The following is a 26,952-nucleotide window of genomic DNA, read 5'->3' as shown; positions in this document are numbered from 1 at the left end:
TTATAAAAGACGTTTCAACTGCTCCAAATCTTACCTTTTACCCCACTCTGTCTGTTTACCGAACGTTCTACTGTTTTTTGTATTACATCCTTACTTCCAAATACAAGAGTATTTTTTCGAGCTCTTGTTACAGCTGTATAAAGAATTTCTTTTGAAAGAACGTCAGAATAGCTCTCAGGAAGCATAATGGCCACATCTTCGAATTCAGAACCCTGACTTTTATGAATAGTAATTGCATAGGCACTTTCATAATCAGCTAACCTCGATGGAGATATCGAGAAATTATGCTCACCTTCAAACTGTATCTTATCTTCCTTTATGTTGAAAATCCCCATTTCTCCGTTTCTTATTCGAAGTGCGGCATCATTCTTCGTTGCCATTACTAACCTTCCATCATACCAATCATTTGATATAATTAAACTATTTTTTCTTTTAATTCCTATTTCGACTAACTGATTTATTGATTCTACCCCATATTTCGTCTTCCTGATTGCACATAAGATCTTTCGTGAATTTGAAGCCTCCATTCTTTTCTCATCATTTGCTGAATACTCCTCAAAGTGATTTAAACCATACTTCGAGATAATTTTTTCCAGCGTATTGGTTTTTGGTTCAATCCACTTTAGATCCGGATGATCCTCGTTTTGTAAGAGGTTCAGAACCGCTTCACTATTTTGGTCGTTTATGGCATCTGCAAGTTTTTTGATCCCACTATCATCACTGAATCGATAACTTTTTGTCAAAAAGACGACACAATCATTTATTGCCGGAGTATTTGGTGCAGCAGTTAATGGTGCAGTACCTGTTAAATCAGAGATCTGTGTTGCTACCTCATTGGAATAAGAATTTTCGCCGGCACAGATATCACCAAGAATGGAACCTGCTTCAACGGAAGCAAGCTGATCTTTATCACCTAATACCACCAGTTTTGTATTGGGACCGATTGCTCGCACTAATCGAACCCACATATTAATATCCAGCATGGAGGCTTCATCAACAACGACAATATCATGGGGTAAATGATTTTCATTATCATATTGGAATGTATTACTCCTATAACTGGCTCCTAATAGCTTGTGGACAGTCATTGCACTTTCAGGCAGTACTATCTCTTCTTTTAAATGATTCGGTAGACTTTCTTTCCCTTCTTCAATGGAATCTATGAGCCTGCGGGCTGCTTTACCGGTCGGTGCCGTCAAAGCAATATTATAATTCTTATTCTGATTTGACAATAACTGAGCAGTAATGATATTTAAAACAGTATGGGTTTTTCCGGTACCGGGGCCTCCGGATATGACAATCAGGTTTTTTATGAAACTCAGGCAAAGAGCCACTTCCTGCCAATTACTTACGAACTGTTCTTTTTTCGGTTTTATAAATTCAGCTATGACCTTTTTTTCATTTTCAGTGATCTCATTGGTGATCTTTGCTCTGTTTCTGATCCATGCTGTAAGTTCCTCTTCAAATTTCCAAAATTTATGTAAATACAGACGCCCTTCTTCCATTACCAAAGGTTGTAAGGATCCATCTTTACTCACCAGTTCACTGGTCCCAAGAGAGTTTAACCATTTTTCAAAAGTAGCTGTATCAAGCCTAATTCCTGTCTTATCCTCATCAAAGAGTGGCTCATTTGTAGGTTTATTCAGATCGATACATATATGTCCATTTTTTTGTGCAAAAATGCACGCGGTTCCTGCCAATAGTATCTCATCATTTGCAGCGGGATCCAACTGCCGTAAAAATCTGGCATATTCAAGTTCAACATCAGTTATAAGGCCTTCATGTTTCCAGTTCTGCAAAGTTTTCCAAGTGCTCATGGCGCGCCTCCCTTGAATAACTTATCCATCGTTCGGATCACAGCTTCGCCTGGTTTCTGAAAAAACACACCGGAACCGGGCTGCTCCTTATTTATGCCCCTGAGGAAATAGTATAGAACGCCTCCGAAATGTTCTTTATAGTTATATTTCTTTGATCTCATTTTTAGATACCGATGCAAAGCCAATGTATAAATGTGATACTGAAGATCATACCCTGCATCCTGTATCGCAGTTTCTAAAGCAGATAAGCCATAGTCAGAAGCTGTATAGCCTAAAAAATTAGATTTGTAATCGAGGATGTAATATTTCCCATTCCACTTAAAGATCAGGTCAATATAGCCCTTCATGAAACCAAAATATGATTCACCAGATAATTGTTGTGCAAAATCGGGCCGTATGATATTCCAGATATTTTCAGTTTCAATTTCATTAACTGGAAAATAAAACTCCATTTCCTTCAGGAGATTATCATCAGATATCAGTGATAATGAGGCTTGAGGAGTTCCCAGTGAATGTTTCAATGATTCACTTACCCATTCCTTTACTGTAAGAAACCATTCTTCTTTAAATCCAAATTGATCCAGATTATCCAGAATTACATCATCAATTTCATCATCAGATCGATGGAATGTCAGATCTTCAAATATTTTGTGTAGAAAAGAACCGGCATTCGCCCCTTTTGGAAAACTAAAACGATCTTTGACATCATCATCCTCTTTTGGTTTAGTTTCCGGTACTATAATTTGACTGTCATAGTCCCTAGCTGATTCCTCATCATTATGATCTCCGGCAATGGTAGAGTAACTGAGCATTCGTGGAAAGCGAAATATGTCCACTCTTGAAAATTCAGCTGCGGGCATTAATTTTAGGACTTTATCACCATCTTCGGATTTCTCTTTTAACACATTAACCGGCTGTCTTACGGCTATATGATCCAGATTTTCAAGAAAATGCCGGATAGACTCAAAGTCAGTAACACTCTCATCTTGTTTGCCATTGAGAATGTAAGAGATAGATGAATCATTTATTTTATTGTAGTGTGGAAGGAAGACGTAACAGGCAGATATAGCTCTGGTTAGTGATACATAGGACAATCGCACATCCTCAGCTTTGTTTTGAATTTCTGTTAGACTTAGGTAATCCTGTTTATACTTGTGTTCAAAATCCTGACTCACATCAATATGAATATTACCCTCATAGTGAAATTTAAGAACATCATTACTTTTGGGTTTTGCTTTGGAGCTCCATAAAAACGGACAAAATACAATTGGGAATTGTAATCCTTTTGAGGAGTGCATAGTTGTGATCTGGATAAGTTCGTCATCACTTTCAAGACGAAGTTCTTCTTCATCAGTTGCTTTGTTTTCTCCGGAATTATTTACCTTTTGAAAATAGTATCTCATCAGCGATCTTGGTGTATAGCGATTCTCCCGTGACGTTTTAGATAGTAATTCTGAGATATGCAACAGGTTGGATATTCGTCTCTCGGCCGATTTTTGTAGCGATAAACGGTCAAATACATGAAACAGGTCGATCATCTTATTAAAAGCTGCCTCTATCCCACTTTTATGCCATACCTCCCTAACCTCTGAAAATTTTTCTATTTGCTCAGCCCACAATGATTCATTTTGATCCATTTCTAACAGGTCATCGGCTGTAAAACCCAAAAGAGTTGTAGCCAATGCACTTTTGACACCGGGTTCAAAACTCAGCTTTTGTACTGCACTCAAAACCCTGAAAAGCTCCTCAGCTTCTTCGGTTTCAAAGACACTGGCATTAGACCTTAAAACGCTTTTAATGTCGTTCTCTCTAAGTGCACTTTGTATCGCCTCTCCTTCTTTACCCGTTCTTACTAAAATAGCTATATGCTTTTCCTGAACCTGGACTTTGCCATTTTTCCCATCAACGATCTGGAACGCCCCTGATAACAAATTCAATATTTCTTTGCTGATCCTTCCGAATATGACCTGATTTATTTCATCTTTATTCGAATATTTCTCTTCATTTAATATAATGAACTGCAGTGGATTAACTCTTTCACCTTCACTATAATACAAATAATTATCATCAGTCGTATTATCAGGGAACTGAGCTGGCTGAAACTTTATATCATCGACAATAAAAGAGTTTTGACCGTCTTTAAACAGGCTGTTAACACCCTCGATCATTTCTTCATTTGACCGATAATTTTCAGATAAACCATATGCCTGCCCTTTTGATACATCATCTTTTGCCTGCAGGTAGGTATAAACATCAGCTCCTCGAAAACTATATATAGCCTGCTTTGGATCTCCGATCATGAATAACCCCTTATCAGGGTTTTCATAATATATAGATTTCAGTATACCATACTGTATCTGGTCAGTATCCTGGAATTCATCAACTAGTGCGATCGGATATTTTTGCGCCAGGCGATTTCGCAGGTCTAATGATGATTGAGTCTCAAGACCCTTCTTTACCTCAACCAGCATATCGTCATAACTTAGCAACTGCAGTGATTGCTTTGCCTTGGCGAAACGGGATCTTATGTCATCTATCGATTCTTTTACGAAAACAGGTTTGAGTGCTTTTAAAGCATCAACTTTAACGAGATACTCGTCAATAAGTACGCAGATATCCAAGACTGGAAATTCAGGAGCAGATTTCTTTAAAGATCTGTAGATCTTAGTACCAAACTTTTCTAATCGTTCAGATGCAGTTATTTTTGAGTTCTCATTGCCTAACCAATCAATGAGTAACTCCCAATCTCTATCATGAGTAGCATCTGTATAAATATTCTTCTTTAAATGCTCACTGTTATACTGTTTTTGCAGGATCTTTTTTTCTTCAGGCCAGAGTTCCTGTATTTTAACATAAACGGCTTCAAGATCTTCCAGTATACGTTTTAGCTTCCTAAGATCCAGTTCAGGTACTATTTTTGCACAAGAGTGATCCATCACTTGCTTCACTACCTCTTTAAGGTTATCCGGACCAAATCCAATATCAGTCAAGTAATCCAGTATTTGCCATTTAAAATGGTCTGAATCGGAGTCCTTAAGGAAACTCCGCCAATAGTCGTCCACGCACTCCTGAAGTAATTCTGTTGGATCTGCGAGTAATTCGTAGTTCGGAGGTACATCAAACTGTACACCGTATTCTGTTAATAGCTTATTACAAAATCCATGAATTGTGAATACAGAGGCCTCATCGAATGCATTTAATGCTGCCTTTAACCTCATTTCAGCATTGGAAAAATTCTGTTCTATCAACTCTTTCAGGAATTTATCATCATCATTCCGATTACCTTGAATAGCATCAAGTGATTCTTTTAATCTGGAACGCAGCCTTGCTTTCAACTCTGCAGTAGCCGCCTCAGTAAAGGTCATCACAAGTATCTGAGAAGGTTCAAGGTTTTTCTCGAGGATAGCTCTAACATATAATGATGTGATGTTATATGTTTTTCCGGTACCTGCACTTGCCTCAACAAGACTTATACCCTCTAGAGGAGCTTCAAATACATTTAAAGGAGTTAAATCGATCATTTGGAAGCCTCAACTGCCTTGAAAAATGGCTCCCAAAATCTTTTCGCGTTAACTTTAAAAGCCTGATTTTCTGTTGGATTTTTGCCCTTCCATATCAATTTATTGTAGTATTGACGCCCCTCAGCATATGAGGAATTATAGCCACCTAAATATTTTTTATGAGATTTACCTAGAGCATATTCTTCAGAATTACCTTTCATAAGTTGTGTGACAAATTCTTTACTGCTTTCAGGAAAGAAATTTAGTTTGTCCGTTGTTTTTTTACCTGACGTATACCACTTAAGTAAGTCTGAAAATATTGATTTATCTATAGATTCTGAGTCTAACATTAAGGTCTCCACCTTGTTTTCCTTATTGTCGACTGATATATAGTAACTGTTTACGATCGGGTAATCACTGGCCAACAGGATATTATGAATGATCCATAATTTAACTTCATGAACGGCTCTGCGCTTTCCAATACGGTGAACTACAAGTGAATTCTCATAGATCCCATTGATATTTCCATGGATCTCAACGCCACCGCTTTCAATACTGACCTCAACTTCCTTATCAAAGCCAGATGTCAACTTTCGTATCTCTTTAATTAGATTTTTAGTATTACTATACTCTTGTTCAAAATTCTTTTCACCCTGCAACTTATCGGGAATCATTCCGGATGCTTGTAAATAATTTAGCATCTTCACCGGCCCAACATTACTGTGGATCTGTAAGGAATCATACAATAACGCATCAACTCGATATCGGTTCAAACCACCCAATTTAAATAATTCACGGTCCTGCACTTCATTTTGAAATAGTCTTTCTGATATACCTATATAGTTGGCAAGCAAATGTTTACTCGGATCAGTATAAAATGATATCATATCATTGACCGATATCAAATTGACAGACTTAACTAAATTTGGTGGTGAATAATCATCTAAAAATTCAGGGATCAGGTTTTTACCTGCAATCAAATTCTCAACTAGTCGCCGATGTTTTTTAGAGTATGAACGATGTACACCATTTGGCTCCTTTTGATCTGTAAAATATTTCATGCTAAAGGCCTGCAGTTTGTGTTTGATTGTATTCAGGCTTTCTTCAGGTAATGCCTCCTTTAGTTGCTGAACCAGCATTGAAGGCAGCCTATCAGATTCCGTTCGCTGGTCCTGCCCAATGTAACTTAAGTGCAGGTGTTGCTCTGCTGCAGCCAACGTTTCCAGAAACAAATAGGTATCATCGTCACTTTGAATTCTGTCACCCGTTCGTGGTTCTTTATATATAAGATCAAATTCAGGCCGTATCGATCTTCTTGGGAAGAGGTCTTCATTCAAACCTAATACAGCAATAAATTTAAACGGAACAGACCTATAGGGAACATAAGTACTGACTGTAACACCCTGCCCAAACCTCCCTGAAGCTGATCTAGTTGTGTTTAGCTGATTCTTAAGCCAGTTTTTTATCAGGTTATATGGAACCTCTTCATCAGATGTTGTATACGCAAGCTGATCATTTAATTTTTTGATTGTCCGTAGCAACCCCATTCCTTTATCAGTGCTATCAGGTACCACTAGCAAGGCTTCAACCAAAAATTGCGCCAAATTAAGCCATTCAAGAGGTGTTTTATTTTTCTCGACCTCAAATACGCAATCCAATAACAGATGTATAAACTTAGAGAACTTTGCAGCCAATTTAAGTTCATCACTGGACGTCGAACCCACAGTTGGCACAAGACCTCTGTATACTTCAAGGAAATCCGGAGCCATTGTAAAACCTGCAAACAACTGGTTTAAGCCTTTTTGCCAACTAAATGGAGAATTAAATGAGTCACCAACTCCCCGGTATATACTGTTCGCATTTATCCATTCTTCTAGTAAATCTACATCATCATCACTGAAGTCAAAACGTTCTTTTACGGGATTCAAAACTAGAACATCGACTACAGAACTAGGCTTAAATGATGAATTCAACACATTTAAGATCTTTACAAGGGCGTGTTCATAGATCTGTGTTTGTAACCGAGAAAGCTTTGTTACAGGAAGAGAAGTTTCATTTCCACTTACTGAATCATTGAAAATTGTTTCAATTAGAGATGCATATTGAGCCGGATCGGGAACCATGATGAGCATATCAGCTGGCTGCACATCTGTATGTTTATCTAAAAATCTAAGTATTTGATCTTTAAGCACCTCTACTTCCCTTCGAGTGTTGTGACAAGAATGCAAGTCAATGTTGGGCAGTTCTGAATCATCTTGATCGGCATAAAAAGACCTGTACTGAATCTCTTGATCACCCAGTATACCATTTAGATAATCCCGTTGTTTTTTATTTGGAGTAAGCCAACTCCCGATCAGCTCTGTATCATTAAAGCCAGCATTTTTTAATTTAATTTCGCGGTTAAAAAAGTGTACATCACGGTGCCTGGACAAGCCTGTCGATACTTCAATAAAAGGTCGATTTAAATGAGACAGCCCGAATATAAATATTTGTTCAGGCAGGCTTTCGATCAAATTTTGATCTCCTTCATTTAACCAACTCTTTATATTATTGTAAGCATCTGCCCTGCTTGGAATTAAGTTATTTACATCATTTCTTTTCCAATGTTTGTTTAGCAGCTTCCATAACTTTAATTGCCAAATCTCATCGGCATGATTTGTTATAGGCTTACCTTGAATCCAGCTTTCCAACATATCTGGCCGGTAAACTTGATACTGATCAAAGATATCAGCGATCTGACCTGCCAGTTGAAACCTCTTTGATATCGTGAAATCAGATTCATTAACTGAGGGAATACTAGATATCAAACTCGACTCTGCACCAAACAATTCAAATAAAGCCCATTGCATCGCATTTAGGTCAGATGGCAGCGATTTTGGAATATCATCATTTTTAAGCCTGTACAAAGCCCAAATAAATTCAGATGGAAATATAAAATGGAAATTACCCGCTATACCGCTTTCTTTTGACAGTTGCAGCGACAGCCATTCCCTAATTTCGTTATTCTGAACAACGACCCATAATGGTTGCAGGGGATTCGATGAGTCTGATTGATCAACTTCAGACATCATTTTAGCCAAGTCTGTTAACGAAGGTGAATGATATTTATAAAACATAGTCCATTAAATATGGACTTATTAATTAAAAGAAAAGCTAAAAAACTGATTTATGAATCAGAGGTGATATCACGAAGAGAATGTTTTAAGATATTATTTACGAGAGCTGAGTAAGAAGTTTCCTTTTGGTCAGCCAAATTTCTGACTTTATCTACAACAGGTTCTTCTAAGTAATAACTGGCAGTTACCTTATTGACTTTCTTTTCTTCTTGAGCAGACTCCGCCTTATCCTCCTCCTCTTTGTAGGAAGGAGCAATGAAATCAAATGAAGCATGTGCCCTCGTACTATACGACAGTGGGTTATGCCCAAGGCTTTTCTTCTTACTCATCGGTTTAGTGTCCGTTTTTAACTTCTTTTGCCAGTGCAAAATAATCTTCGGCGCCCGCACTGTTGCCATCATACTCAAAAATTGTTTTATGATGACTTGGAGCCTCTGCCAATGCTACATTATCTCTAATAATAGTCTTAAAAACCTTTGGACCAAAATAGTCTTTAATATGCCCTACTACTTCTTTGTTCAAATTCTTACGGCTATCATACATTGTACAGATAATACCACCTACTTCAAGTTGGTTATTCAATCTTTGTTGAACAATCTTTACAAGATCTAACAGCTTTGAAAGTCCATGAAGTGCTAAATATTCTGACTGCAGAACAATGAAAATGTCTTCAACAGCAGTAAAGGCATTTAGTGTAAGTAATCCAAGGTTTGGAGGGCAATCAATTAAAACGTAATCGTAGTCGTAATTATGTTCGATATCCTTGATCACGTTTTTCAGCAAACCTTCTCTTGCGGGTTCACTAGCCAGTTCCAATTCAGCACCTGATAATTCCAGAGACGAGGGTAAGAAGTCAAACCCATTGTGCTCCACTAAGATATCCTTAACAGTTGCAACTCCCTTAAGCGCATGGTAGATGGTTTTATCCAAGCGATGGGAATGAGTTCTCAGTGAATAAGTCAAATTCGCCTGAGGATCAAGATCTATAAGTAATATTTTTTTTCCGAGTTTAGCTAAACCCGCTCCCAGATTGATCGTTGTAGTTGTTTTACCAACACCACCCTTTTGGTTTGTCAGTGCTATTGTCTTCATAATTTATTAGCCATGATATTTCTTTTACATAGAGAGTAAAATTAAATCGCTTTGTTACAATAAAATAACTTCTATTGATATTCTAATAGAACATATTAATTCTAACACTGTTAAATCAAATTATTTGATTAAATCATTATACCTTATCTTTAAGGTACTAATAATCAACAAAGATAATATGAGATTTTTCAGTAGAAAATTAATTAAACCTGAGGATTTAAATGCCCATGGCACTCTATTTGGCGGTACAGTCATCTCTTGGATAGATGAAGAAGCTGCTATCTACGTCCTTTGTCAACTTGGTAAAGGCAATATCGTCACCAAATATATGTCTGAAATCAACTTTGTTCACTCAGCTAAACTGGGAGAAGTGATAGAGATAGGCATGGAAACAGTTAAATTTGGCCGCACCTCAATAACTGTTAAATGTTTGGTGCGCAATAAATTCACTAAGGAACATATTATTACTATTGAGAAGATTGTATTCGTTCATCTTGATGAATTTGGCAAACCCACTCCTCACAATATCAAAGAACCTGTAAACGAAGAATAAATTGACTGACAAAACCACCTTGATAGACTTTAGTAGTTTATCAGAAATGCTATACGGGGAAGAAAAATACATAAGCGAGTTTTCAGAAGCTGCCGTTGATTCGTTTACTGAGTTTAGCAGTAATTACAGAAAATACCTGTTGGCTCGAGATGAAACCAATTTTAGAAAAGCTGGTCATAAGATAAAACCAGTTGCTCAATTACTTGGTTTAGATCAAATTATAGATGAGTATGAATACGCTAAAACTTTATTATGGGACGAGAAACCGGATGAAGAACTCGAAATGTCTGCAAAAAAAATAAATAGAATTTGCAATAAGGTAGTTGAAGAATTAAAACTGCAAATCAAATAAAATATGAACGTATTTGTAACAGGTGGTGCAGGTTATATTGGAAGTCACACGGTTCTGAAACTCTTAGAATCCGGTCACAAAGTCATTGTAATAGACAACCTTTCAAATAGTCGATATGAGGCCATTAAGCGAGTAGAGAACCTCACTGGAGAAAAAGTGGTTTTCTACGAAGAAGACTTACTAAATAAAGATGGTGTTAGAAAGATTTTTGAAGATCATCAAATTGATTCGGTTATTCACTTTGCAGGTTTTAAAGCAGTCGGAGAATCTGTCGAAAAGCCGTTAGTATATTACAACAATAACATCAGCAGTACTCTCATACTTTGTGAAGTCATGCAAGAGCATAATGTTAAAAATCTGGTCTTTTCATCCTCAGCTACAGTCTATGGAGATGCTGAAACCGTTCCGATAACTGAAGACTTTCCCCTCTCTGCCACTAATCCATACGGCCGAACCAAACTGTTTATAGAGTACATACTCAAAGATCTCCACATTGCAGATCCGGCATGGAATATATCATTACTAAGATACTTTAATCCGGTTGGTGCCCACGTAAGCGGTCTCATCGGAGAAGATCCAAATGATATTCCCAATAACCTTATGCCTTATATCTCACAAGTTGCAGTGGGAAAACTTAAAAAACTGTCTGTATTTGGTGGTAACTATCCTACACCAGACGGTACAGGGGTTAGAGATTATATACACGTTGTGGATCTTTCCATCGGGCATTTAAAAGCTCTTGAAAAACTTGAAACGAATCCCGGACTTATTGTCCACAACCTGGGAACCGGAAAAGGAACCAGTGTATTGGATATGATTAAAGCATTTGAAAAGGCTTCCGGAAAGGAAGTACCATATGTCATCACTGATCGGCGATCGGGCGACATTGCAGAGTGCTATGCCGATCCATCTAAAGCCGAAAAGGATCTGGATTGGAAGGCCGAGCGTGATATCAGACAAATGTGTGAAGATACCTGGCGATGGCAATCAAATAACCCAAATGGCTACAAATAGATCAAGGTTTTTCCATTTCCACTACCCAGATCCCGCGTAACTCACCTGTGTCATAACCTGTAGCCTGATCTTCAGGATATAGCTCTTTGATCTTTGCTAAGGTCTTATCGTTAATCTGACCGCTTTTGCTGCCATGACATTGCATGCACAGCTGGTTAGTGACTATGGGGTAATACCCGGTGATCTTTCCATCAATAACATTGACTTCAGGTTTGACTTCTTCACCTGAGTTTAATTTCATTTTAGCAGAATTTATGTATTCCAACTGCCTTTGATTGGCTGTATTATTGGGGTTTCTTGGTTGATCAGTGACCCTTTTGATATGAGCTTGCAATTCAGTTGCCATACTGTCAGTCAGAGGACTAGCCTGAATCTTACAAAACTCCAGTGCATTGACAGGTCCGCCTTCCTTAATTGCATTCATCAAATTTGATCCCAGCACCTTTTGTGTAGCACTTGCCAACTCTCCGCCTTTTTTACGGTACTCTTTTCTTTCATTCTCATTTAGAGTTATTTCCGGTTCAGATTTATCGCTTTTTTCACCACAGGCTCCAACTGTAAATAACAAGGCAATTAGTAAAAAAGAGTAAGGCTTCATATATATTTGTGTTTTAAAATTTAAATAAACAATGTTCATTTTATATTAGCAACATGTCATAATAAGTATACCTCCAGAATCATTAACTCCGGAGGTTTTAAGACTTATTATTTAAGTTCCCTTTATTATACAATTCTGCCCTCGATGATCTTTTCCACAACCTCGGGATCCTGTAGTGTCGAAACATCCCCAAGTTGATCAGTTTTGTTGGAAGCGATCTTACGAAGAATGCGACGCATGATCTTACCTGAACGCGTTTTTGGGAGGGCTTCACAGAACTGGATCTTATCAAGCTTAGCGATCGGGCCAATATGTTCAGACAGTATTTGATTGATCTCTTTTCTCAGGTTATCCTGAACTCTGGACTCTCCGGTTTCTTTAAGTGTAATGAAACCATATAAGGCATTCCCTTTTAGCTCGTGTGGAAAGCCAACGATAGCAGATTCAGCCACTGCAGGATGTTCATTGATTGAATCTTCAATTGGTGCAGTACCAAGGTTGTGACCTGATACTATAACCACATCATCTACTCTACCGGTAATTCTGTAGTACCCTGTTGCATCTCGTCTGGCGCCATCGCCCGTAAAGTACATATTCTCATAAGCTGAGAAATAGGTGCTTTTGAACCTTTCATGGTTGCCCCAGATAGTTCTGGCAATACCCGGCCAAGGATGCTTGATACATAATCGACCCTCTACCTGATTTCCTTTGATCTCATTGCCATTTTCATCCATTAAAGTCGGTTTTACACCTGGCAGTGGTAAAGTTGCAAAGGTCGGAATGGTCGGTGTCACATAAGGAATTGGAGATATCATGATACCTCCGGTTTCTGTCTGCCACCATGTATCAACAATGGGACTGTTTTTATTACCTACATTGTCATTATACCAGTGCCAAGCTTCTTCATTGATCGGTTCACCAACTGTACCTAATACTTTAAGTGATGATAGATCGTGTTTTTCAAGATAGGATAAGTTTTCCTTGGCTAATGCACGGATGGCCGTTGGTGCAGTATAAAATTGATTCACTTTATGTTTTTCAACAACTTCCCAAAACCGGCTAAAATCCGGGTAGTTTGGAACTCCTTCAAACATAACAGAGGTTGCACCGTTCAACAAAGGACCATAAACAATGTAACTGTGTCCGGTGATCCAGCCAATATCTGCAGTACACCAATAAACATCATCATTTTGGTACTGAAATACATTTTTGAAAGTATAAGCTGTATAGACCATATACCCTGCCGATGTGTGAACCATACCCTTAGGCTTCCCCGTTGAACCGGAGGTATAGAGGATAAATAATGGATCTTCTGCATCCATGACCTCGATCTCACATTCATCTGAAGCCTCATCTAATAATGGCTGTAACCACTTATCGCGTCCTTTTTCCATGCGAATATCAGATTTGATACGTTTGGCTACCAGGACAGATTCTACATCGGGACATTCTTTCATAGCTTTATCAACGATTCCCTTTAGATCAATGGTCTTTTGTCCCCTGTAAGATCCATCTGATGTAATCACAATCTTTGCATCACAATCCTTAATACGCGTAGACAGTGCTTTTGAAGAAAACCCGGCAAAAACAACGGAATGTATCGCCCCAATTCTTGCACAAGCCAGCATTGATACTGCTAATTCAGGAATCATGGGCAGATAGATGCATACCCTGTCTCCTTTGCCAACGCCCTGATCTTTTAATACATTGGCAAATTTATTAACTCTTTTATGCAATTCAGAGTAACTGATATGTTCAGCTTCATCATCCGGATCGTTCGGTTCAAACAGTATAGCTGTTCTATCTCCTTTGGCAAGCAGGTGCCGGTCGATACAATTTTCAGTAATATTGAGTTTAGAACCTTCAAACCACTTTATTTCAGGTTTACCAAAATCCCATTCTAACACATTGTCCCAACCTTTACGCCAGGTAAAATGCTCTTCAGCAATCTCAGACCAAAATATCTCAGGCTCTCTGATTGAGTGGCGATAAACCTTAAAATACTCCTCTAAACTTTTTATGTGGTAATTACTCATAACACCTATTTAATTGTGGTTTTATTAATATTTCCACTTAAAATAAAAATAAATGAACCTGATGCTACAAATAACTCGCTACTTTCTATAAAACTTTGCAGTTTTTAATGTGCCATAGATAAGAAATAAAAAAAGCCTCACAGAAACCTGCAAGGCCTTAGTACCAAAGGTGGGACTCGAACCCACACTCCCGAAGGAACGCGATTTTGAGTCGCGCGCGTCTACCAATTCCGCCACTTTGGCTTTTGGAAGGCTTAAAAGATACGGTTTCCTATCTGTAAATAACAATGTGTATTTACACAAATAATTCACTGAAAATTAAATACTTGATCATTAGAAATCGGGAACATTGTAACTGCCAAACATTATAAGATCATAATAAATCTGTAACGTAAACGGTCAACGGCTCTCTTGTAAGAAAATAAATAAGGTGAAAGTTATGGTAAAGTATTTAGTTTTCTGTGTATTTGTAGCTGCCAGTTATATTGTCTACTCGACATTCCCTGTCGACCGCGGACCGGGAGTCATGGTGAAAAATGCACCCGATATAGAAAGGTTGACCTGGCAAGAGCCATTTACTTTTAAAGGAACCAAGGTAACTCCTAAAAAAGTGATTGAAGGCGAAGTATTGATCATAAAACGGAAACGATATTTCTTTGACAGTATCACTAAATATGCTCCTGCCGATGCTATGGTGGGATGGAATCAACTTTCTGACGAAAGAAATCTTGAGTACATCTTCTACTCTTTAAAAGACCGCTCATTTAAGCTGGATCTGACACGCCCTCCACTTCCACTAAACACTATTTACGCAGAAAGCGATCTATGGCATCTTATTCCATCAACGTCCGATATAGGTGAAAAAATAAAAACACTTAGAGACGGTCATATAATATATGTTAAAGGACTTATTGTAGATATGGAAACTGAGGATGAAATGATTCTTAGATCCCAAACAGAACTGACATCGACCAAGAATTCTGACGGAATGACGATATGGATTGAGGAACTCAGAATTCGATAATAGTAACTAATTACAGGTTACTGTTGATTGTATTGTTCTCAAAAATTATTTTAGCCTTAGTTATGGGTAACATTTGTTAGTTATTCACTTAGTTAACATTAATTAATTTTTGGGTTTATGTCAGACAAGCAAAAGGGTACGGTTAAGTGGTTTCACAATACCAAAGGTTATGGATTTATAAGTACTGATACAGGTGAAGACGCCTTTGTTCATTACTCTGAAATTCAGGCAGATGGATTTAAAAAGCTGAGGCGAGGTGAAGAAGTTGAATTCCATTTGGACGAGGGCGATAAAGGTCTTCATGCCAAAGAAGTAGTATCTCTTAATCCAATACAAGATCAGGTAGAATAATATTAATGAAATGGCTTAAAGACGCCTATCTCGATGTAGTTGTTCTTCTAATTATCGCACTATATGCTTTTTATCCCAATGATGTCCTGAACATCGTTCTTTGGGTTTATACAGTCTTATTGTTAATTAGCAAGTTACTTACCTTTGTAATGCCCACACTTAACAGTAAGGCCAATAAAACATCGGCTCCTCCCCTGTTCTATCACCTTGTTTATGGTTTAACAGTTGCGATCCTATTTTATGTTGAAAATTTATATTTAGGTGGTGCCTGGATCTTGATATGGGGTGTATCAGTTATAAGTTTTTTGAATACCAAAAAATCTAAATCCTGATATATACTTTGAGATTTTCTGACACTCATAGTTCTACACTTCTATTTATAATTATTGGCTGTATGTTTTTATTTATTCATTCAGAGCTATTTGCTCAGGATAGAATGGATATTGAAGCCTACGAAATCAGATATACTGTTTGGGGAGGGTATTCAGCTCAATCCATGCAATTCTTAGGCAAGACACGAAACTCTCAAACTCAGATTCTTAGATTTGGTTTTCAAAAACATCTCAAAGATCTTAACAAGGGTATTTCATTGTGGTACACTGCAGGATTTATACCTTATCTCCATTTTGATTATCCTAAACGGGATGCCAACGATCGAAGAACCGTTAACAGTGGTTTTGGAATTTCTCCTGTTGGTTTCATGATAAAAAATTACAAATCCAAATGGTTATCACCTTTTACACAAACCAACGGTGGCATCATCTATATGGATGATTATTTCCCCACTGATAAAGCTCAAAGACTCAATTTCACCTTTGATATAATCATCGGAAATATTTTTAAACTCAACTCATTTTCTGATATTTCATTGGGTTATAAATTTCATCATATTTCTAATGCACAGACTGGCACCCAAAACCCGGGACTTGATTCAAACTTTTTATTTTTAACTTTATCTGTACACTAATTCTTTTATGAATATTACAAGCACTTTAAACACATCTAAGGGACCAATACACATTGAATTGTTTCCTGATAAAGCTCCAAAAACAGTGGCTAATTTTGTTAACCTGGCTTCACGTGGATTCTATGATGAACTATATTTTCATCGCGTGATTAATAATTTTATGATTCAGGGTGGATGCCCAAATGGAGACGGCCGTGGCGGACCCGGTTATCGATTTGAAGACGAATTTCATGAAGATCTGATCCATGACAAACCCGGAAAACTTTCAATGGCCAATGCTGGACCTAACACAAACGGAAGTCAGTTTTTTATAACTCACGTGGAAACCCCATGGCTGGATGGTAAACATGCAGTTTTCGGTGAGGTAGTATCAGAAGATGATATGAACGTTGTCAATCAAATTGCTCGGGGTGATAAGATCGTTTCCATAGACCTTGAAGGTGATACTGAGGAATTATTATCAAGTGTTGATAAGATCGATAAATGGAATGAGGTTTTGGATAATAAGTTTCCTGACCTCAAAGAACCGCTGGTCTGAAAATTATATATCACTAAGGTATTTCATCTATAACCTTTTACAGTTATATCCGTAGTGATGACTGAATTCACTAAATATAATTCAGATCATGACTAAATACATTCTCACTTTAATACTATTGCTCACAGGATTTGCACTAATCCCAGGTCATTCTGTTGCTCAAGATGATCAAGGTAATGACCTTGAATACAGAAAGTGGAGAATCACTCTCTTCCCTCCTTTAAGCACTAACGGTGTTGAAGCTCCGAATTATACCGCAAGATACTCTATCAATATTCTTGGCGGTTATCACGGCGGACTTGATGGGGTTGAGGTCGGGGGGGTGATCAACTACAACAAATACTATGCTTCGGGCTTTCAGCTGGCAGGTTTGGGTAACATTACAAAAGGAGATCTTGAAGGTATAAATCTTGCCGGTATTGGGAATTTTTCCGGCAGTGACATGACCGGTATCCAGCTCTCTGGTATCACAAATTTTTCTGCGGGTGAACTCGAAGGTATGCAGTTGGCTGGAGCCGCTAATGTGTCAGGTGATAATTTGAGTGGTATACAATTATCAGGTTTCGCAAATATTGCCAAGAAAGACATTAAAGGATTACAAGGAACCGGGCTTTTCAATGCCTCATACGGTGATATGTCAGGAATACAACTTGCAGGTATTACCAACGTTGCCAAAGAAAGCATTGAAGGATTGCAGGTAGCCGGTATTTTGAATTTTGCCGGATCCAACGTTTCCGGATTACAAGTATCAGGAATTGGAAACACATCCTTGGCTGATATTGAGGGATTAATGGTTTCCGGGGCATTTAACTTTGCAAAAGATAATGCCAGCGGATTACTTATTTCAGGTGGTTTGAATTATGCGAGAAAACTCGAGGGCGCTTCTATTTCTGGTGGTGCAAATATAGCTCAAGAAATGACAGGACTTCAATTTGCCGGATTATTGAATGCCTCTCAAAAAGCAACAGGTCTTCAGATCGGCTTTATTAATTATGCCAAAGAGTTTGAGGGAGTACCGATAGGATTTATCAGTTACTACGGCAACGGTCGTAAAAATGTAGATGTAAGATTTTCAGACGGTGGTTTTACTGACGTTGGCTTGACCTTGGGGACACACAGAGTGTACAATTCTGCCCTATTTGGTTACAATACCCTACTAGATAGAAATGTTTTCCGATTTGGACTTGCCGTAGGAATAGAAAAAAATGTAACTGATTCTTTTGCAAAGTGGGAAAATGAAACAGTTTATGTTAATCAGGAATTTTCAGTGCTACATCATTTTGAAAATGAATGGAGAGAAGATCTCAACCTCATTTATTCATATAAATTCATGCTGGGAAAAAGGTTTTCCAACGGTTTTTCTTTCTATGGAGGTCCATCACTCAATGCACAAGTTACAAGAGTTGCCAGTGCAAATGAATATACCTGGTATAGTTTCTGGTCCCCTGAGAGAAAAGGAAGGCAATATCGTTTTTGGGTCGGCTTTACAGCCGGTATAAGATTGTTTAACCAAAAAGCACCCAAAAGATTTAAGGATGAATTCAATAATTGGGATATAGAATGGTAAACCTGAATTATTTCAGAGACTGCAAACTAAATACCTATTATAGCTGTTAACCTATAGCACATTTATCTAACAGACTAACAATCCTATGAAGTTCACCATTACGGCTATTATAGCAGTCACTCTATTAAGTCTCAGCATTTATCTATTAAACAGCAGTGATAATCCCGAAACCGGTATTAATGTAAAAGTCGCTTCGTTGCATATTGCACAGACTGATACTTTTCCCAAAAAGGATTACCCGGTTCAAAAATCAGAAGCCGAATGGAAGGAGATCCTCACCAGTAAAGAGTATCGCATACTCAGAGATCGCGGCACTGAACTCCCATTTGTTAACGAATATAACAGTAATAAACGAGAAGGTATTTACGTGTGTGGAGCTTGTGGTCAGAAACTGTATAGTTCCCAACATAAATATGAAAGCGGCTCCGGATGGCCTAGCTTCTGGAAACCATTTGCAGATTCACTTGTCGGAGAACGCGAAGACAATAGCTGGTTCATGAGTCGCACTGAAATAGTCTGTTCAAACTGCGGAAGTCACCTCGGCCACGTTTTTGATGACGGACCTCAACCAACAGGACTCAGATACTGCATGAACTCTCTAGCCATGGACTTCATCCCAAAAGAGGAAGTTAATAAGTAGTACAATAGGTAATTTGCTTATCATTGAGGGATGTCAGATAATAATTACGCAGTAGAATCAATTTCCAGATCATGACCATGGCTTCAAAAGCAACGGTACTCCAAAAAGCAGAATTCAACCCCAGGATCAAGTCCTATGTACTGTGGTATGTTTCTTTAGTGATGGTTCTTACAATTGTATTCCTTCCCTTGCTTCCGTTTTGGCTTTTCCTCGGAAATATTTATCTGAATCGTTATTTTAAAAGATTGGAATGTGAATTAACAACACGCTCCCTTCGATTTAAGAAAGGTTATATCTTTCAAACAGAAAGGACAATCCCGTTAGACAAAATTCAGGATCTGACCTTTAAAGAAGGCCCACTTTTAAAATATTTTGGAATAAGTTTACTGAAGATCGAAACTGCAGGTAACACAGGTCAAAATTCTGCTGATCTGTCTCTAATTGGTATTGTGGATGCTGTGCAGTTCAGAAATATGGTTTTCGAACAACGAGATAAAGTTACTGAAACTTCTTCTTCCACTGAAAGATCTGAAAACACAGTAGACCTGCTCATAGATATTCGAAATACCTTGAAGTCTATTGAACAAAAGATTCAGTCTTAATCCCTATAATTAATGAAAATTGCGGTCATTGGAGCAGGTTTAGGTGGACTTTCGATAGCTAACTTACTGGCAGCTAAAGGTCACGAAATAAACGTATTCGAAAAGAACGAAAAAGTAGGCGGTAAGATGAATGAGGTGGAAGCTGAGAACTTCAGATTCGATACCGGACCCAGTTTACTAACCATGCCATTCCTTCTTGAAAAGCTCTTCAAGGATTGTGGCTCGTCTCTAAAAGATCATTTGGACCTGATTCCCCTCGATCCTGTATGTAAATACTTTTATAAGGATGGAACTGTGTTTACTAATTATGAAGATCTAGAAGATAATATTGAAGAGATCAAATCTTTTTCTCCAGAAGATGCACAAATCTATCCTGAGTTTTTGGACCATGCTGCCGAACTGTACAATAAGACGGCGGATGCTTTTATCTTCAACCCTTTGTATAGTTTTAAAGACCTGAAACAACTTGATATATTTAGTTTTTTCGGAATCGATGCTTTCAGTACTGTAGCTGATAAAGTGGACAGCAAGTTTAGCTCTGATTACATGCGTAAATTCTTTAAACGTTTTACGACGTATAATGGATCTTCTCCTTATCAGGCTCCTGCCACTTTGAACGTAATTCCTCATGTGGAACTCAATCAGGGTGGCTTCTATATTAAAGGTGGATTATATAAAGTAGCTGAAAGTCTTTATAATCTGGCAAAATCAAGTGGTGTTGAGTTTCACTTTAACAGCAGGGTTCAGTCGCTTGTAATTGAAAATGGGATGGCACAAGGTCTTGAATTAACAAATGGTGAAATAATTAAAGCAGACCTGATCGTTGCTAATAGTGACGCCACAGAAACCATTGTTAACCTAATACCTGACGAGTCGTTAAGAGCCTCAAAAAAGAGAAAAGTCTCATCTGTCGAACCATCCTGTTCAGGTTATGTACTGTTGCTTGGTTTAGATAAACAGTACGAGGATTTAGTCCATCACAACATCTTTTTTTCAGAAAATTATAAGCAAGAGTTTCAGCAGATCTTTCAGGAAAAAATAATGCCTGAAGATCCCACTATCTATGTAGCAAATACGTCTTATTCGGATCCTGACCATGCTCCTGAAAACGGAAGTAATCTATTCATTTTAGTAAATGCGCCTTACCTCAGCAGTAAATATAACTGGAAAAAAAATAAACACGTATATGGAGATAAGATTATAAGTGAATTAGAAAGCCGGGGTTTAAGGTCGTTATCTGACCACATCGTATACCGTTCACAGATAACCCCTTTTGATTTTTCTGAGAAATACCTCTCCAATAAGGGAAGTATCTACGGTACATCATCCAATAATCTGTTTTCAGCCTTTATTCGCCCAAGAAATAAATCAAAAGATGTAGACAATCTGTACCTGGTAGGCGGTTCAACGCATCCGGGTGGGGGTATTCCTTTAGTTATTCAATCCGCCTTTAATGCAATGAAGTTGATCGAGCGTTTTCAAAGTATTTAATTTCAATCTAGGTTTCACTCGGCAGCTATCTCTTCTTCCAAATCAAGGTTTATCACTTCAACGTTATGGATCTTTCCAGCCTCGATCTGGAACCGGATTATGGTTCGGTGTGATTGAAACCCTTGTTTTCCGGCCGCACCCGGGTTCATGTAAAGCATATTCTCAAGATCAGAATCTCTCGAAATTCTCAGGATATGTGAGTGACCACAAATAAATAATTCGGGCGGATCATCTTCCAATTCTTCTCGAATAGGCAAGCAATAGCGGCCTGGTATTCCTCCGATATGTGTTATCCACACGCGCAAACCTTCTTTTACAAACCTTTGATGAAGCGGAAATTCATTCCGAATATCTTCTCCATCGATGTTGCCGTAGACACCTACTACGGGTGCGATTTCACGCAATTTTTCAGCAATCTGAATGTTTCCAAAATCTCCGGCATGCCAGATCTCATCACATCCCTCAAAGTAATCAAAGATCTGAGGATCCAGAAAACTATGTGTATCAGATATAAGGCCTATTTTGATCATACTTTTTGTATCATCTAACTATTATTCGTGTGTCCGGTTACATAAGCTGTAACAAGAATATTTCTTAACAATCACATAATTACATTCATTCGTTGAAAGGCTTCAGTATTATTATAGTAACCTGGAACGCTCTTGAGCACCTAAAGAGGTTTTTGCCATCCGTATCTGAAACTGATTACCCGAATTTTGAGATCATCATTGCAGATAACGCCTCTGATGACGGTTCAAAAAAGTGGATCAGGTCCAATTTTCCTCATGTAAAAATTGTGTCCTTAGATCAAAATTACGGCTATTGTGGCGGAAATAACAGGGCTGCCCCATTTGCTTCAAAAGAAATTCTACTCTTCCTGAATAATGATGTAGAAGTCGATAAAAACTGGCTTTACGATATTAATAAAGCCTTTGATCATGAATCAGTGGCTGCTGTTCAACCCAAAATGAGAGCATACCAGCAAAAAAATCGGTTTGAATATGCGGGTGCTGCCGGCGGTTACATCGACAATTATGGGTTTCCTTTCTGCCGTGGCAGGGTCTTTGATACGATTGAGGAGGACCTCGGGCAGTATGATTCTAAAGTGGATCTTTTTTGGGCTTCCGGTGCTGCTTTAGCAATTCGCTCTGAACTTTTTACTGATTGCGGTGGGTTTGATGTTGATTTTGAATTTCATATGGAAGAGATCGATCTATGCTGGAGATTACAAAATCAGGGATATAAGATTCGTTATGCACCTGAAAGCATCGTTTATCATTTAGGAGGTGGATCACTGCCAATGGACTCCCCGCGCAAGGTATATTATAACTTTCGAAATAGTTTATTCATGCTATGGAAAAATTATTCCACTTTAAGTCTATTTACAAGATTTCCAATACGATTAATCCTGGATACCATTGCAGCATGGAAAGCTCTGTTTGAAGGAAAACCTAAGGAGTGGCTGGCAGTAGCAAAAGCTCAATTTCATTTCATTAAAGGTTTATTAAAAGTGCACCGAAAGCGTAAAAAACTTCAGAAGAAAAGAATTGCGAATCATGATCCTTCCACTATGATAAATTTAAGCATCGTATGGCAGTATTTTATCAAGGGTATTGATCGATTTGACGATCTCAATTCGTAATTAGTCAATTCGGTCCGTCACTAACGCATCTGACTAAAAGTTATGTTTTATTCTTCTTCGTTCATAGAGCTGTCAGGCAAATTATCAGTCTAAGAAAGTTCGAAAATTTGAACCTGCCTCTAGCCAGCATCGGCCTCGCTATATCTAAACGATTGCCTGAGCTGCTACTTATAATTTACTTTTTCTCAAATGAACACCCGAAGTTTAATCATCTACTGGACAGGTTATCAATAAGATCCAGTATGATATAAGATATTAACTATGATGCCTTTTTCTTTTTAAAGGTATTAATAATCCCCCCGTCTAAAATAGCTTCTCTCTGGCGATCACTGAGGCTGTGTTTCACTTCGTACTCATTGCCTTTTGTAACGTTAATCAGCTTGGCAGTATTTCCACTTTCAATACTATCCCGAATGTTTTCTGATCTCAGGATATCACCCTGATCTATATCATCATAGTCTTCGTGGTTAGCAAACTCAAAGGGAGGAATTCCAAAATTGGCTAGGTTTTGCCAGCCAATGCGTGCATAACTTTTGGCAATAACCGCTTTCTGTCCCAAGTATCTGGGCGCAATAGCAGCATGCTCACGACTTGAACCCTGAGCATAATTTTGACCGGCAATCACCATATGTCCACCGTGTTTTTCTTTGGCCTCCAATGCTCGCTCGTGAAAATTCTCATCAACCACATCTAACGTAAATTTACTTATTTCAGGAATATTACTGCGAAACGGAAGCACCTCTGCTCCTGCCCTCAAAATTTCATCAGTGGATATATCATCGTCCATTTTGAGTAACACAGGAACTTCAAAATCATCAAGTTCATCAAAATCAGGCATGGTAGAGATATTTGGCCCTTTTTTGATCTTCCCCCGTTCTTCTTTTGGAACCGGCTCCGTAAGCATATCAGTATTAACGATGGGATTTTCAAGCTCTTCAAATTTTGGATACGTCATATCGTACAACTCTTCCAGATCACGGGGATCAGTTATCTTACCTGTCAAGGCAGAAGCTGCAGCAGTTTCTGGACTTACAAGGAATACTGAATCCTCCTTAGTACCTGAGCGATCCGGAAAATTACGCGGAACGGTCCGTAAACTGTTTTGTCCAGATGCAGGTGCCTGCCCCATGCCAATACAGCCATTACATCCAGCTTGATGAATTCGCGCTCCGGACTGTACAAGGTGAAACATGACATCATTCTTCACCATGTTCTCGATGATTTGGCGTGAAGTTGGATTTATATCCCATGACACATTTTCGTGTACCATCTTATCTTTTACAATTTCGGAAGCCATCCAAAAATCACGATAACCGGGATTAGCTGATGATCCCACGTACGCTTGATAGATCGGCTTGCCCTCTACTTCCCGAACCGGAACCACATTACCGGGACTACTTGGCAGAGCGATCAAGGGTTCTATATTATCAAGGATCAATTCTTCGTATTTATCATATTCAGCCCCTTCATCAGCTATTAATTCAACAAAATCATCGCCTCTTCCCTGAGTAGTCATAAAACGCCGAACTTCATCATCGGCGGGAAAAACAGTACTTGTGGCTCCCATTTCTGTACCCATGTTGGCAATCACATGGCGATCCATAGTGGATAGATTTTTCAAACCTTCACCAAAATATTCGATTACATATCCGTTAGCTCCATCTACATCATAACGACGGAGCATTTCAAGAACCACATCTTTTGCGCTAACCCAATCAGGAAGGTTACCTTTAAGTTCAACACCCAGCACTTTAGGCATTTTTATGTGCATAGGTTCACCCGCAATGGCAAAAGCTACATCAAGACCACCAGCTCCAAGAGCTAACATTCCCATACAGCCTGATGCAGGTGTATGACTGTCAGATCCCGCAAGTGTCTTACCCGGTATGGCAAATCGCTCCGTTTCAATTGGATGACTTACTCCATTCCCAGGTCTACTAAACCACATTCCAAAGCGTTCAGCAGCAGATTTTAGAAATACATGGTCGTCAGGATTTTTGAAGTCCGTTTGTAGAAGATTGTGATCAACAAACTGACAGGATAACTCAGTTTTAGCGTCATCCAGCTCCATGGCTTCCAGTTCTAACATTACCAACGTCCCTGTAGCATCCTGAGTCAGAGTTTGGTCTATTTTTAGACCGATCTCTTCACCGGGTATCATCTCACCTTCTACTAAATGATCTTTGATTAATTTTTGAGTTACGTTCAGTTGCTTACTCATAGATATAAAGTTGTTTGATATGCGTATAATTTCTACTATCACAACTCTATTACAGCCCAAATGATTCAGATATATTGAATTTCGATTTAGAACTAACATTCGATAAAGCACTGCCTTACATAAAGAAGTGGTGGTTTTCGGTAATATGTATTCCCTTTTGTTGGGTGCTTGCGAACCAGTATTGGATGGCTCTAAAATGGGAGATCTCATTTGCCTGGATTTATGACCATCCCTTTTTCCTCTCTCCCTTCTTTTTTTTGATCGATAATTTTCTTCTGATAGTGCATGAAGCAGGACACACTTTTTTCGGATTCATTGGATCCAGATTTTTTACCGTTCTTGGTGGAACTTTCTTAGAGATCCTGCTTCCGTTTGTCATTGTTTTATTTGGATGGTGGAAACGTCAGCGATTGACTGCTCAGTTGGGTCTTCTGTTGACTGCCTTTGCATGGCTTGAGACCTCTGCTTATGCTGCTGATGCGATGGCCCGAAGGATGCCCCTGATCGGAAGCCTCCCGAAATCAGCCCACGACTTCTACAACTTATTTTCCATGAAGGGCATACTTGATGAATACATGACTTACGCTTGGAGTATGTACTGGATAGGCATCCTGACTTTGATCCTTTTCTTTCTTTATCCCCTCTTTGAACGGAAACAATATGAGCACACCAATATAAATCTAGATTTATGATATTCTCTTTGCACAGGATAAAACTCGATCTAACGGATTACCAGTCTGATCGTCAAGTAAAGCAACGAATATGTGAAACGAAAAAAGAAAAGCACTTATGCGTGGGTCAGGCAATCAGCCAAATGGACTTAAATCCTACAAGATGAAAGGTGTATAATAGTGTACAGCAATAATTTTGGCTTTATTATTTTTACCTTTCAGATTCTTGATTATATCTGCCATTTCTTATCTTCGTTTAATCAAATAAGCAGATGATATGATCCCAAAGGAAATCCTAAAAAAAATTAGAAAACTTGAAATACAGACCAAGGGAATAGTTAACTCCCTCTTTGGTGGTGAGTATCAATCTGCCTTTAAAGGTCGTGGGATGGAATTTTCAGAGGTCCGTGCTTATACCTATGGCGATGATATTCGTCAGATAGATTGGAACGTAACCGCCCGAACCGGAGACCCTTTCATTAAGATTTTTGAAGAAGAAAGGGAACAAACCCTGATGCTTTGTATCGATATCTCCCAAAGCGGTACTTTTGGTACATTGGAGCAAAGTAAGATGGATCTGGCCATAGAGATCTGTGCAGTATTAGCTTTCAGTGCCATTAAGAACAGTGATAAAGTAGGACTTGTTTTATTCAGTGATCATATCGAAAAGGTGGTACCGCCCAAAAAAGGCAGGACTCACGTTCTGCGACTGATCCGCGAGATGTATACTACTGAACCAACCGGCAAAGGAACTGACATCGCCGATGGCCTATCCTACATAAATCGCTTACTTGATAGAAGAGCTATTGTGGTTTTAGCATCCGATTTTCAGGACAATGATTTTGACAAGCAGCTCAGGATAACTAATCAAAAACATGACCTGGTAAGTATCATCATTAATGACCAATTTGAAGATGAGTTACCTGATCTAGGATTGGTCAAGTTACGGGATTCTGAAACCGGTGCCGAAAAAATAGTGGACACATCTAGCGATAAAGTGAGAAAAGTCTATAAGATCAACCGGATGAAACAAAAGGCTTACCTACACGAAATGATGCTTAAAATGAAGATCGATGCAGTTGAGGTTAAAACCAACGAATCTTATGTAAAGCCATTGATGAATTTCTTTCAGAGACGTGGAAGCCGTTACTAATTTACTA

At 38.5% G+C, this 26,952-nt stretch carries 24 protein-coding genes and 1 tRNA gene; 15 read left to right on the top strand and 10 right to left on the bottom strand.

Annotation, left to right across the window (positions count from 1 at the left end):
- Window positions 1-14: 14 nt before the first annotated feature.
- From recD to ACKGJO_RS03940, 5 genes are read right to left on the bottom strand one after another with little or no spacing between them, the layout of a single operon-like run.
- Entirely contained in the window at window positions 15-1,817 is a 1,803-nt protein-coding gene (gene recD / locus ACKGJO_RS03960; RefSeq protein ID WP_411322099.1) for an exodeoxyribonuclease V subunit alpha, read from the bottom strand.
- A complete protein-coding gene (gene recB, locus ACKGJO_RS03955; RefSeq protein WP_411322098.1) occupies window positions 1,814-5,338 on the bottom strand; it encodes an exodeoxyribonuclease V subunit beta in 3,525 nt (1,174 codons plus the stop codon). The genes recD and recB overlap by 4 nt, the downstream gene beginning before the upstream one ends.
- On the bottom strand, window positions 5,335-8,433 hold the full coding sequence (locus tag ACKGJO_RS03950) for an exodeoxyribonuclease V subunit gamma (protein ID WP_411322097.1): 3,099 nt from the start codon (window positions 8,431-8,433) through the stop codon (window positions 5,335-5,337). Before ACKGJO_RS03950 ends, recB begins: the two co-directional genes overlap by 4 nt.
- 50 nt (window positions 8,434-8,483) lie before the next feature.
- The gene (locus ACKGJO_RS03945) at window positions 8,484-8,762 is read right to left on the bottom strand and encodes a hypothetical protein (protein ID WP_411322096.1); all 279 of its coding nucleotides are present in this window, start codon (window positions 8,760-8,762) and stop codon (window positions 8,484-8,486) included.
- 4 nt (window positions 8,763-8,766) lie between these two features.
- Complete coding sequence (locus ACKGJO_RS03940) at window positions 8,767-9,525, bottom strand: ParA family protein (protein WP_411322095.1); 759 nt, start codon at window positions 9,523-9,525, stop codon at window positions 8,767-8,769.
- A gap of 178 nt (window positions 9,526-9,703) precedes the next feature.
- Here ACKGJO_RS03940 and ACKGJO_RS03935 point away from each other — a divergent pair, with 178 nt between their 5' ends.
- The 3 genes from ACKGJO_RS03935 to galE are packed head-to-tail and all read left to right on the top strand — an operon-like array spanning window position 9,704 to window position 11,444.
- Window positions 9,704-10,078, top strand: a complete 375-nt coding sequence (locus ACKGJO_RS03935; protein ID WP_411322094.1) for an acyl-CoA thioesterase — start codon at window positions 9,704-9,706, stop codon at window positions 10,076-10,078.
- Between the two features lies 1 nt (window position 10,079).
- Complete coding sequence (locus ACKGJO_RS03930) at window positions 10,080-10,430, top strand: taurine dioxygenase (protein ID WP_411322093.1); 351 nt, start codon at window positions 10,080-10,082, stop codon at window positions 10,428-10,430.
- A gap of 3 nt (window positions 10,431-10,433) precedes the next feature.
- Complete coding sequence (gene galE, locus ACKGJO_RS03925) at window positions 10,434-11,444, top strand: UDP-glucose 4-epimerase GalE (protein ID WP_411322092.1); 1,011 nt, start codon at window positions 10,434-10,436, stop codon at window positions 11,442-11,444.
- 1 nt (window position 11,445) lies between these two features.
- On the opposite strand, the gene ACKGJO_RS03920 is transcribed toward galE, so the two are convergent.
- From ACKGJO_RS03920 to ACKGJO_RS03910, 3 genes are all read right to left on the bottom strand, one after another.
- Window positions 11,446-12,042, bottom strand: a complete 597-nt coding sequence (locus ACKGJO_RS03920; protein WP_411322091.1) for a Tll0287-like domain-containing protein — start codon at window positions 12,040-12,042, stop codon at window positions 11,446-11,448.
- Between the two features lie 125 nt (window positions 12,043-12,167).
- Window positions 12,168-14,078, bottom strand: coding sequence for an acetate--CoA ligase (gene acs / locus ACKGJO_RS03915; RefSeq protein WP_411322090.1), 1,911 nt, complete (start codon window positions 14,076-14,078; stop codon window positions 12,168-12,170).
- Window positions 14,079-14,239: 161 nt separating this feature from the next.
- Window positions 14,240-14,321, bottom strand: a tRNA-Leu gene (locus tag ACKGJO_RS03910).
- A 196-nt stretch (window positions 14,322-14,517) separates the two neighbouring features.
- Here ACKGJO_RS03910 and ACKGJO_RS03905 point away from each other — a divergent pair.
- The 9 genes from ACKGJO_RS03905 to ACKGJO_RS03865 all read left to right on the top strand — a co-directional run bounded on the left by ACKGJO_RS03905 (window position 14,518) and on the right by ACKGJO_RS03865 (window position 21,258).
- Window positions 14,518-15,102 (top strand): hypothetical protein, encoded by a 585-nt coding sequence (locus tag ACKGJO_RS03905; protein WP_411322089.1) that lies wholly within the window; start codon window positions 14,518-14,520, stop codon window positions 15,100-15,102.
- A 117-nt stretch (window positions 15,103-15,219) separates the two neighbouring features.
- Entirely contained in the window at window positions 15,220-15,453 is a 234-nt protein-coding gene (locus ACKGJO_RS03900) for a cold-shock protein (RefSeq protein WP_411322088.1), read from the top strand.
- Window positions 15,454-15,458: 5 nt separating this feature from the next.
- Window positions 15,459-15,785, top strand: coding sequence for a hypothetical protein (locus tag ACKGJO_RS03895; RefSeq protein ID WP_411322087.1), 327 nt, complete (start codon window positions 15,459-15,461; stop codon window positions 15,783-15,785).
- Window positions 15,786-15,847: 62 nt separating this feature from the next.
- Window positions 15,848-16,420: an acyloxyacyl hydrolase gene (locus ACKGJO_RS03890; RefSeq protein WP_411322086.1), complete on the top strand. Its 573-nt coding sequence runs from the start codon at window positions 15,848-15,850 to the stop codon at window positions 16,418-16,420.
- 7 nt (window positions 16,421-16,427) lie between these two features.
- Window positions 16,428-16,958, top strand: coding sequence for a peptidylprolyl isomerase (locus ACKGJO_RS03885; protein ID WP_411322085.1), 531 nt, complete (start codon window positions 16,428-16,430; stop codon window positions 16,956-16,958).
- An 88-nt stretch (window positions 16,959-17,046) separates the two neighbouring features.
- Window positions 17,047-18,525, top strand: a complete 1,479-nt coding sequence (locus tag ACKGJO_RS03880; protein WP_411322084.1) for a pentapeptide repeat-containing protein — start codon at window positions 17,047-17,049, stop codon at window positions 18,523-18,525.
- A gap of 202 nt (window positions 18,526-18,727) precedes the next feature.
- Window positions 18,728-19,165, top strand: a complete 438-nt coding sequence (gene msrB, locus ACKGJO_RS03875; protein WP_411323274.1) for a peptide-methionine (R)-S-oxide reductase MsrB — start codon at window positions 18,728-18,730, stop codon at window positions 19,163-19,165.
- Window positions 19,166-19,242: 77 nt separating this feature from the next.
- Window positions 19,243-19,767 (top strand): PH domain-containing protein, encoded by a 525-nt coding sequence (locus ACKGJO_RS03870; protein WP_411322083.1) that lies wholly within the window; start codon window positions 19,243-19,245, stop codon window positions 19,765-19,767.
- A 12-nt stretch (window positions 19,768-19,779) separates the two neighbouring features.
- Window positions 19,780-21,258, top strand: a complete 1,479-nt coding sequence (locus ACKGJO_RS03865; protein ID WP_411322082.1) for a phytoene desaturase family protein — start codon at window positions 19,780-19,782, stop codon at window positions 21,256-21,258.
- 14 nt (window positions 21,259-21,272) lie between these two features.
- On the opposite strand, the gene ACKGJO_RS03860 is transcribed toward ACKGJO_RS03865, so the two are convergent.
- A complete protein-coding gene (locus ACKGJO_RS03860) occupies window positions 21,273-21,788 on the bottom strand; it encodes a metallophosphoesterase family protein (protein WP_411322081.1) in 516 nt (171 codons plus the stop codon).
- A 92-nt stretch (window positions 21,789-21,880) separates the two neighbouring features.
- Between ACKGJO_RS03860 and ACKGJO_RS03855 the strand changes: the two genes are divergently transcribed.
- Window positions 21,881-22,900, top strand: coding sequence for a glycosyltransferase family 2 protein (locus tag ACKGJO_RS03855; RefSeq protein ID WP_411322080.1), 1,020 nt, complete (start codon window positions 21,881-21,883; stop codon window positions 22,898-22,900).
- 259 nt (window positions 22,901-23,159) lie between these two features.
- Here the strand turns inward: ACKGJO_RS03855 and ACKGJO_RS03850 are convergent, their stop codons facing one another.
- Window positions 23,160-25,121 carry an aconitate hydratase gene (locus tag ACKGJO_RS03850; RefSeq protein ID WP_411322079.1) on the bottom strand — a complete coding sequence of 654 codons (1,962 nt, stop codon included), beginning with the start codon at window positions 25,119-25,121 and terminating at the stop codon, window positions 23,160-23,162.
- Between the two features lie 185 nt (window positions 25,122-25,306).
- Between ACKGJO_RS03850 and ACKGJO_RS03845 the strand changes: the two genes are divergently transcribed.
- Entirely contained in the window at window positions 25,307-25,813 is a 507-nt protein-coding gene (locus ACKGJO_RS03845) for a hypothetical protein (RefSeq protein ID WP_411322078.1), read from the top strand.
- Between the two features lie 256 nt (window positions 25,814-26,069).
- Window positions 26,070-26,945 carry a DUF58 domain-containing protein gene (locus tag ACKGJO_RS03840; protein ID WP_411322077.1) on the top strand — a complete coding sequence of 292 codons (876 nt, stop codon included), beginning with the start codon at window positions 26,070-26,072 and terminating at the stop codon, window positions 26,943-26,945.
- Window positions 26,946-26,952: the final 7 nt, after the last annotated feature.

The organism is Gracilimonas qinghaiensis, from assembly GCF_046602855.1.
Lineage (GTDB): Bacteria > Bacteroidota > Rhodothermia > Balneolales > Balneolaceae > Gracilimonas.
This window is presented reverse-complemented; position numbering and strand designations above follow the sequence as displayed.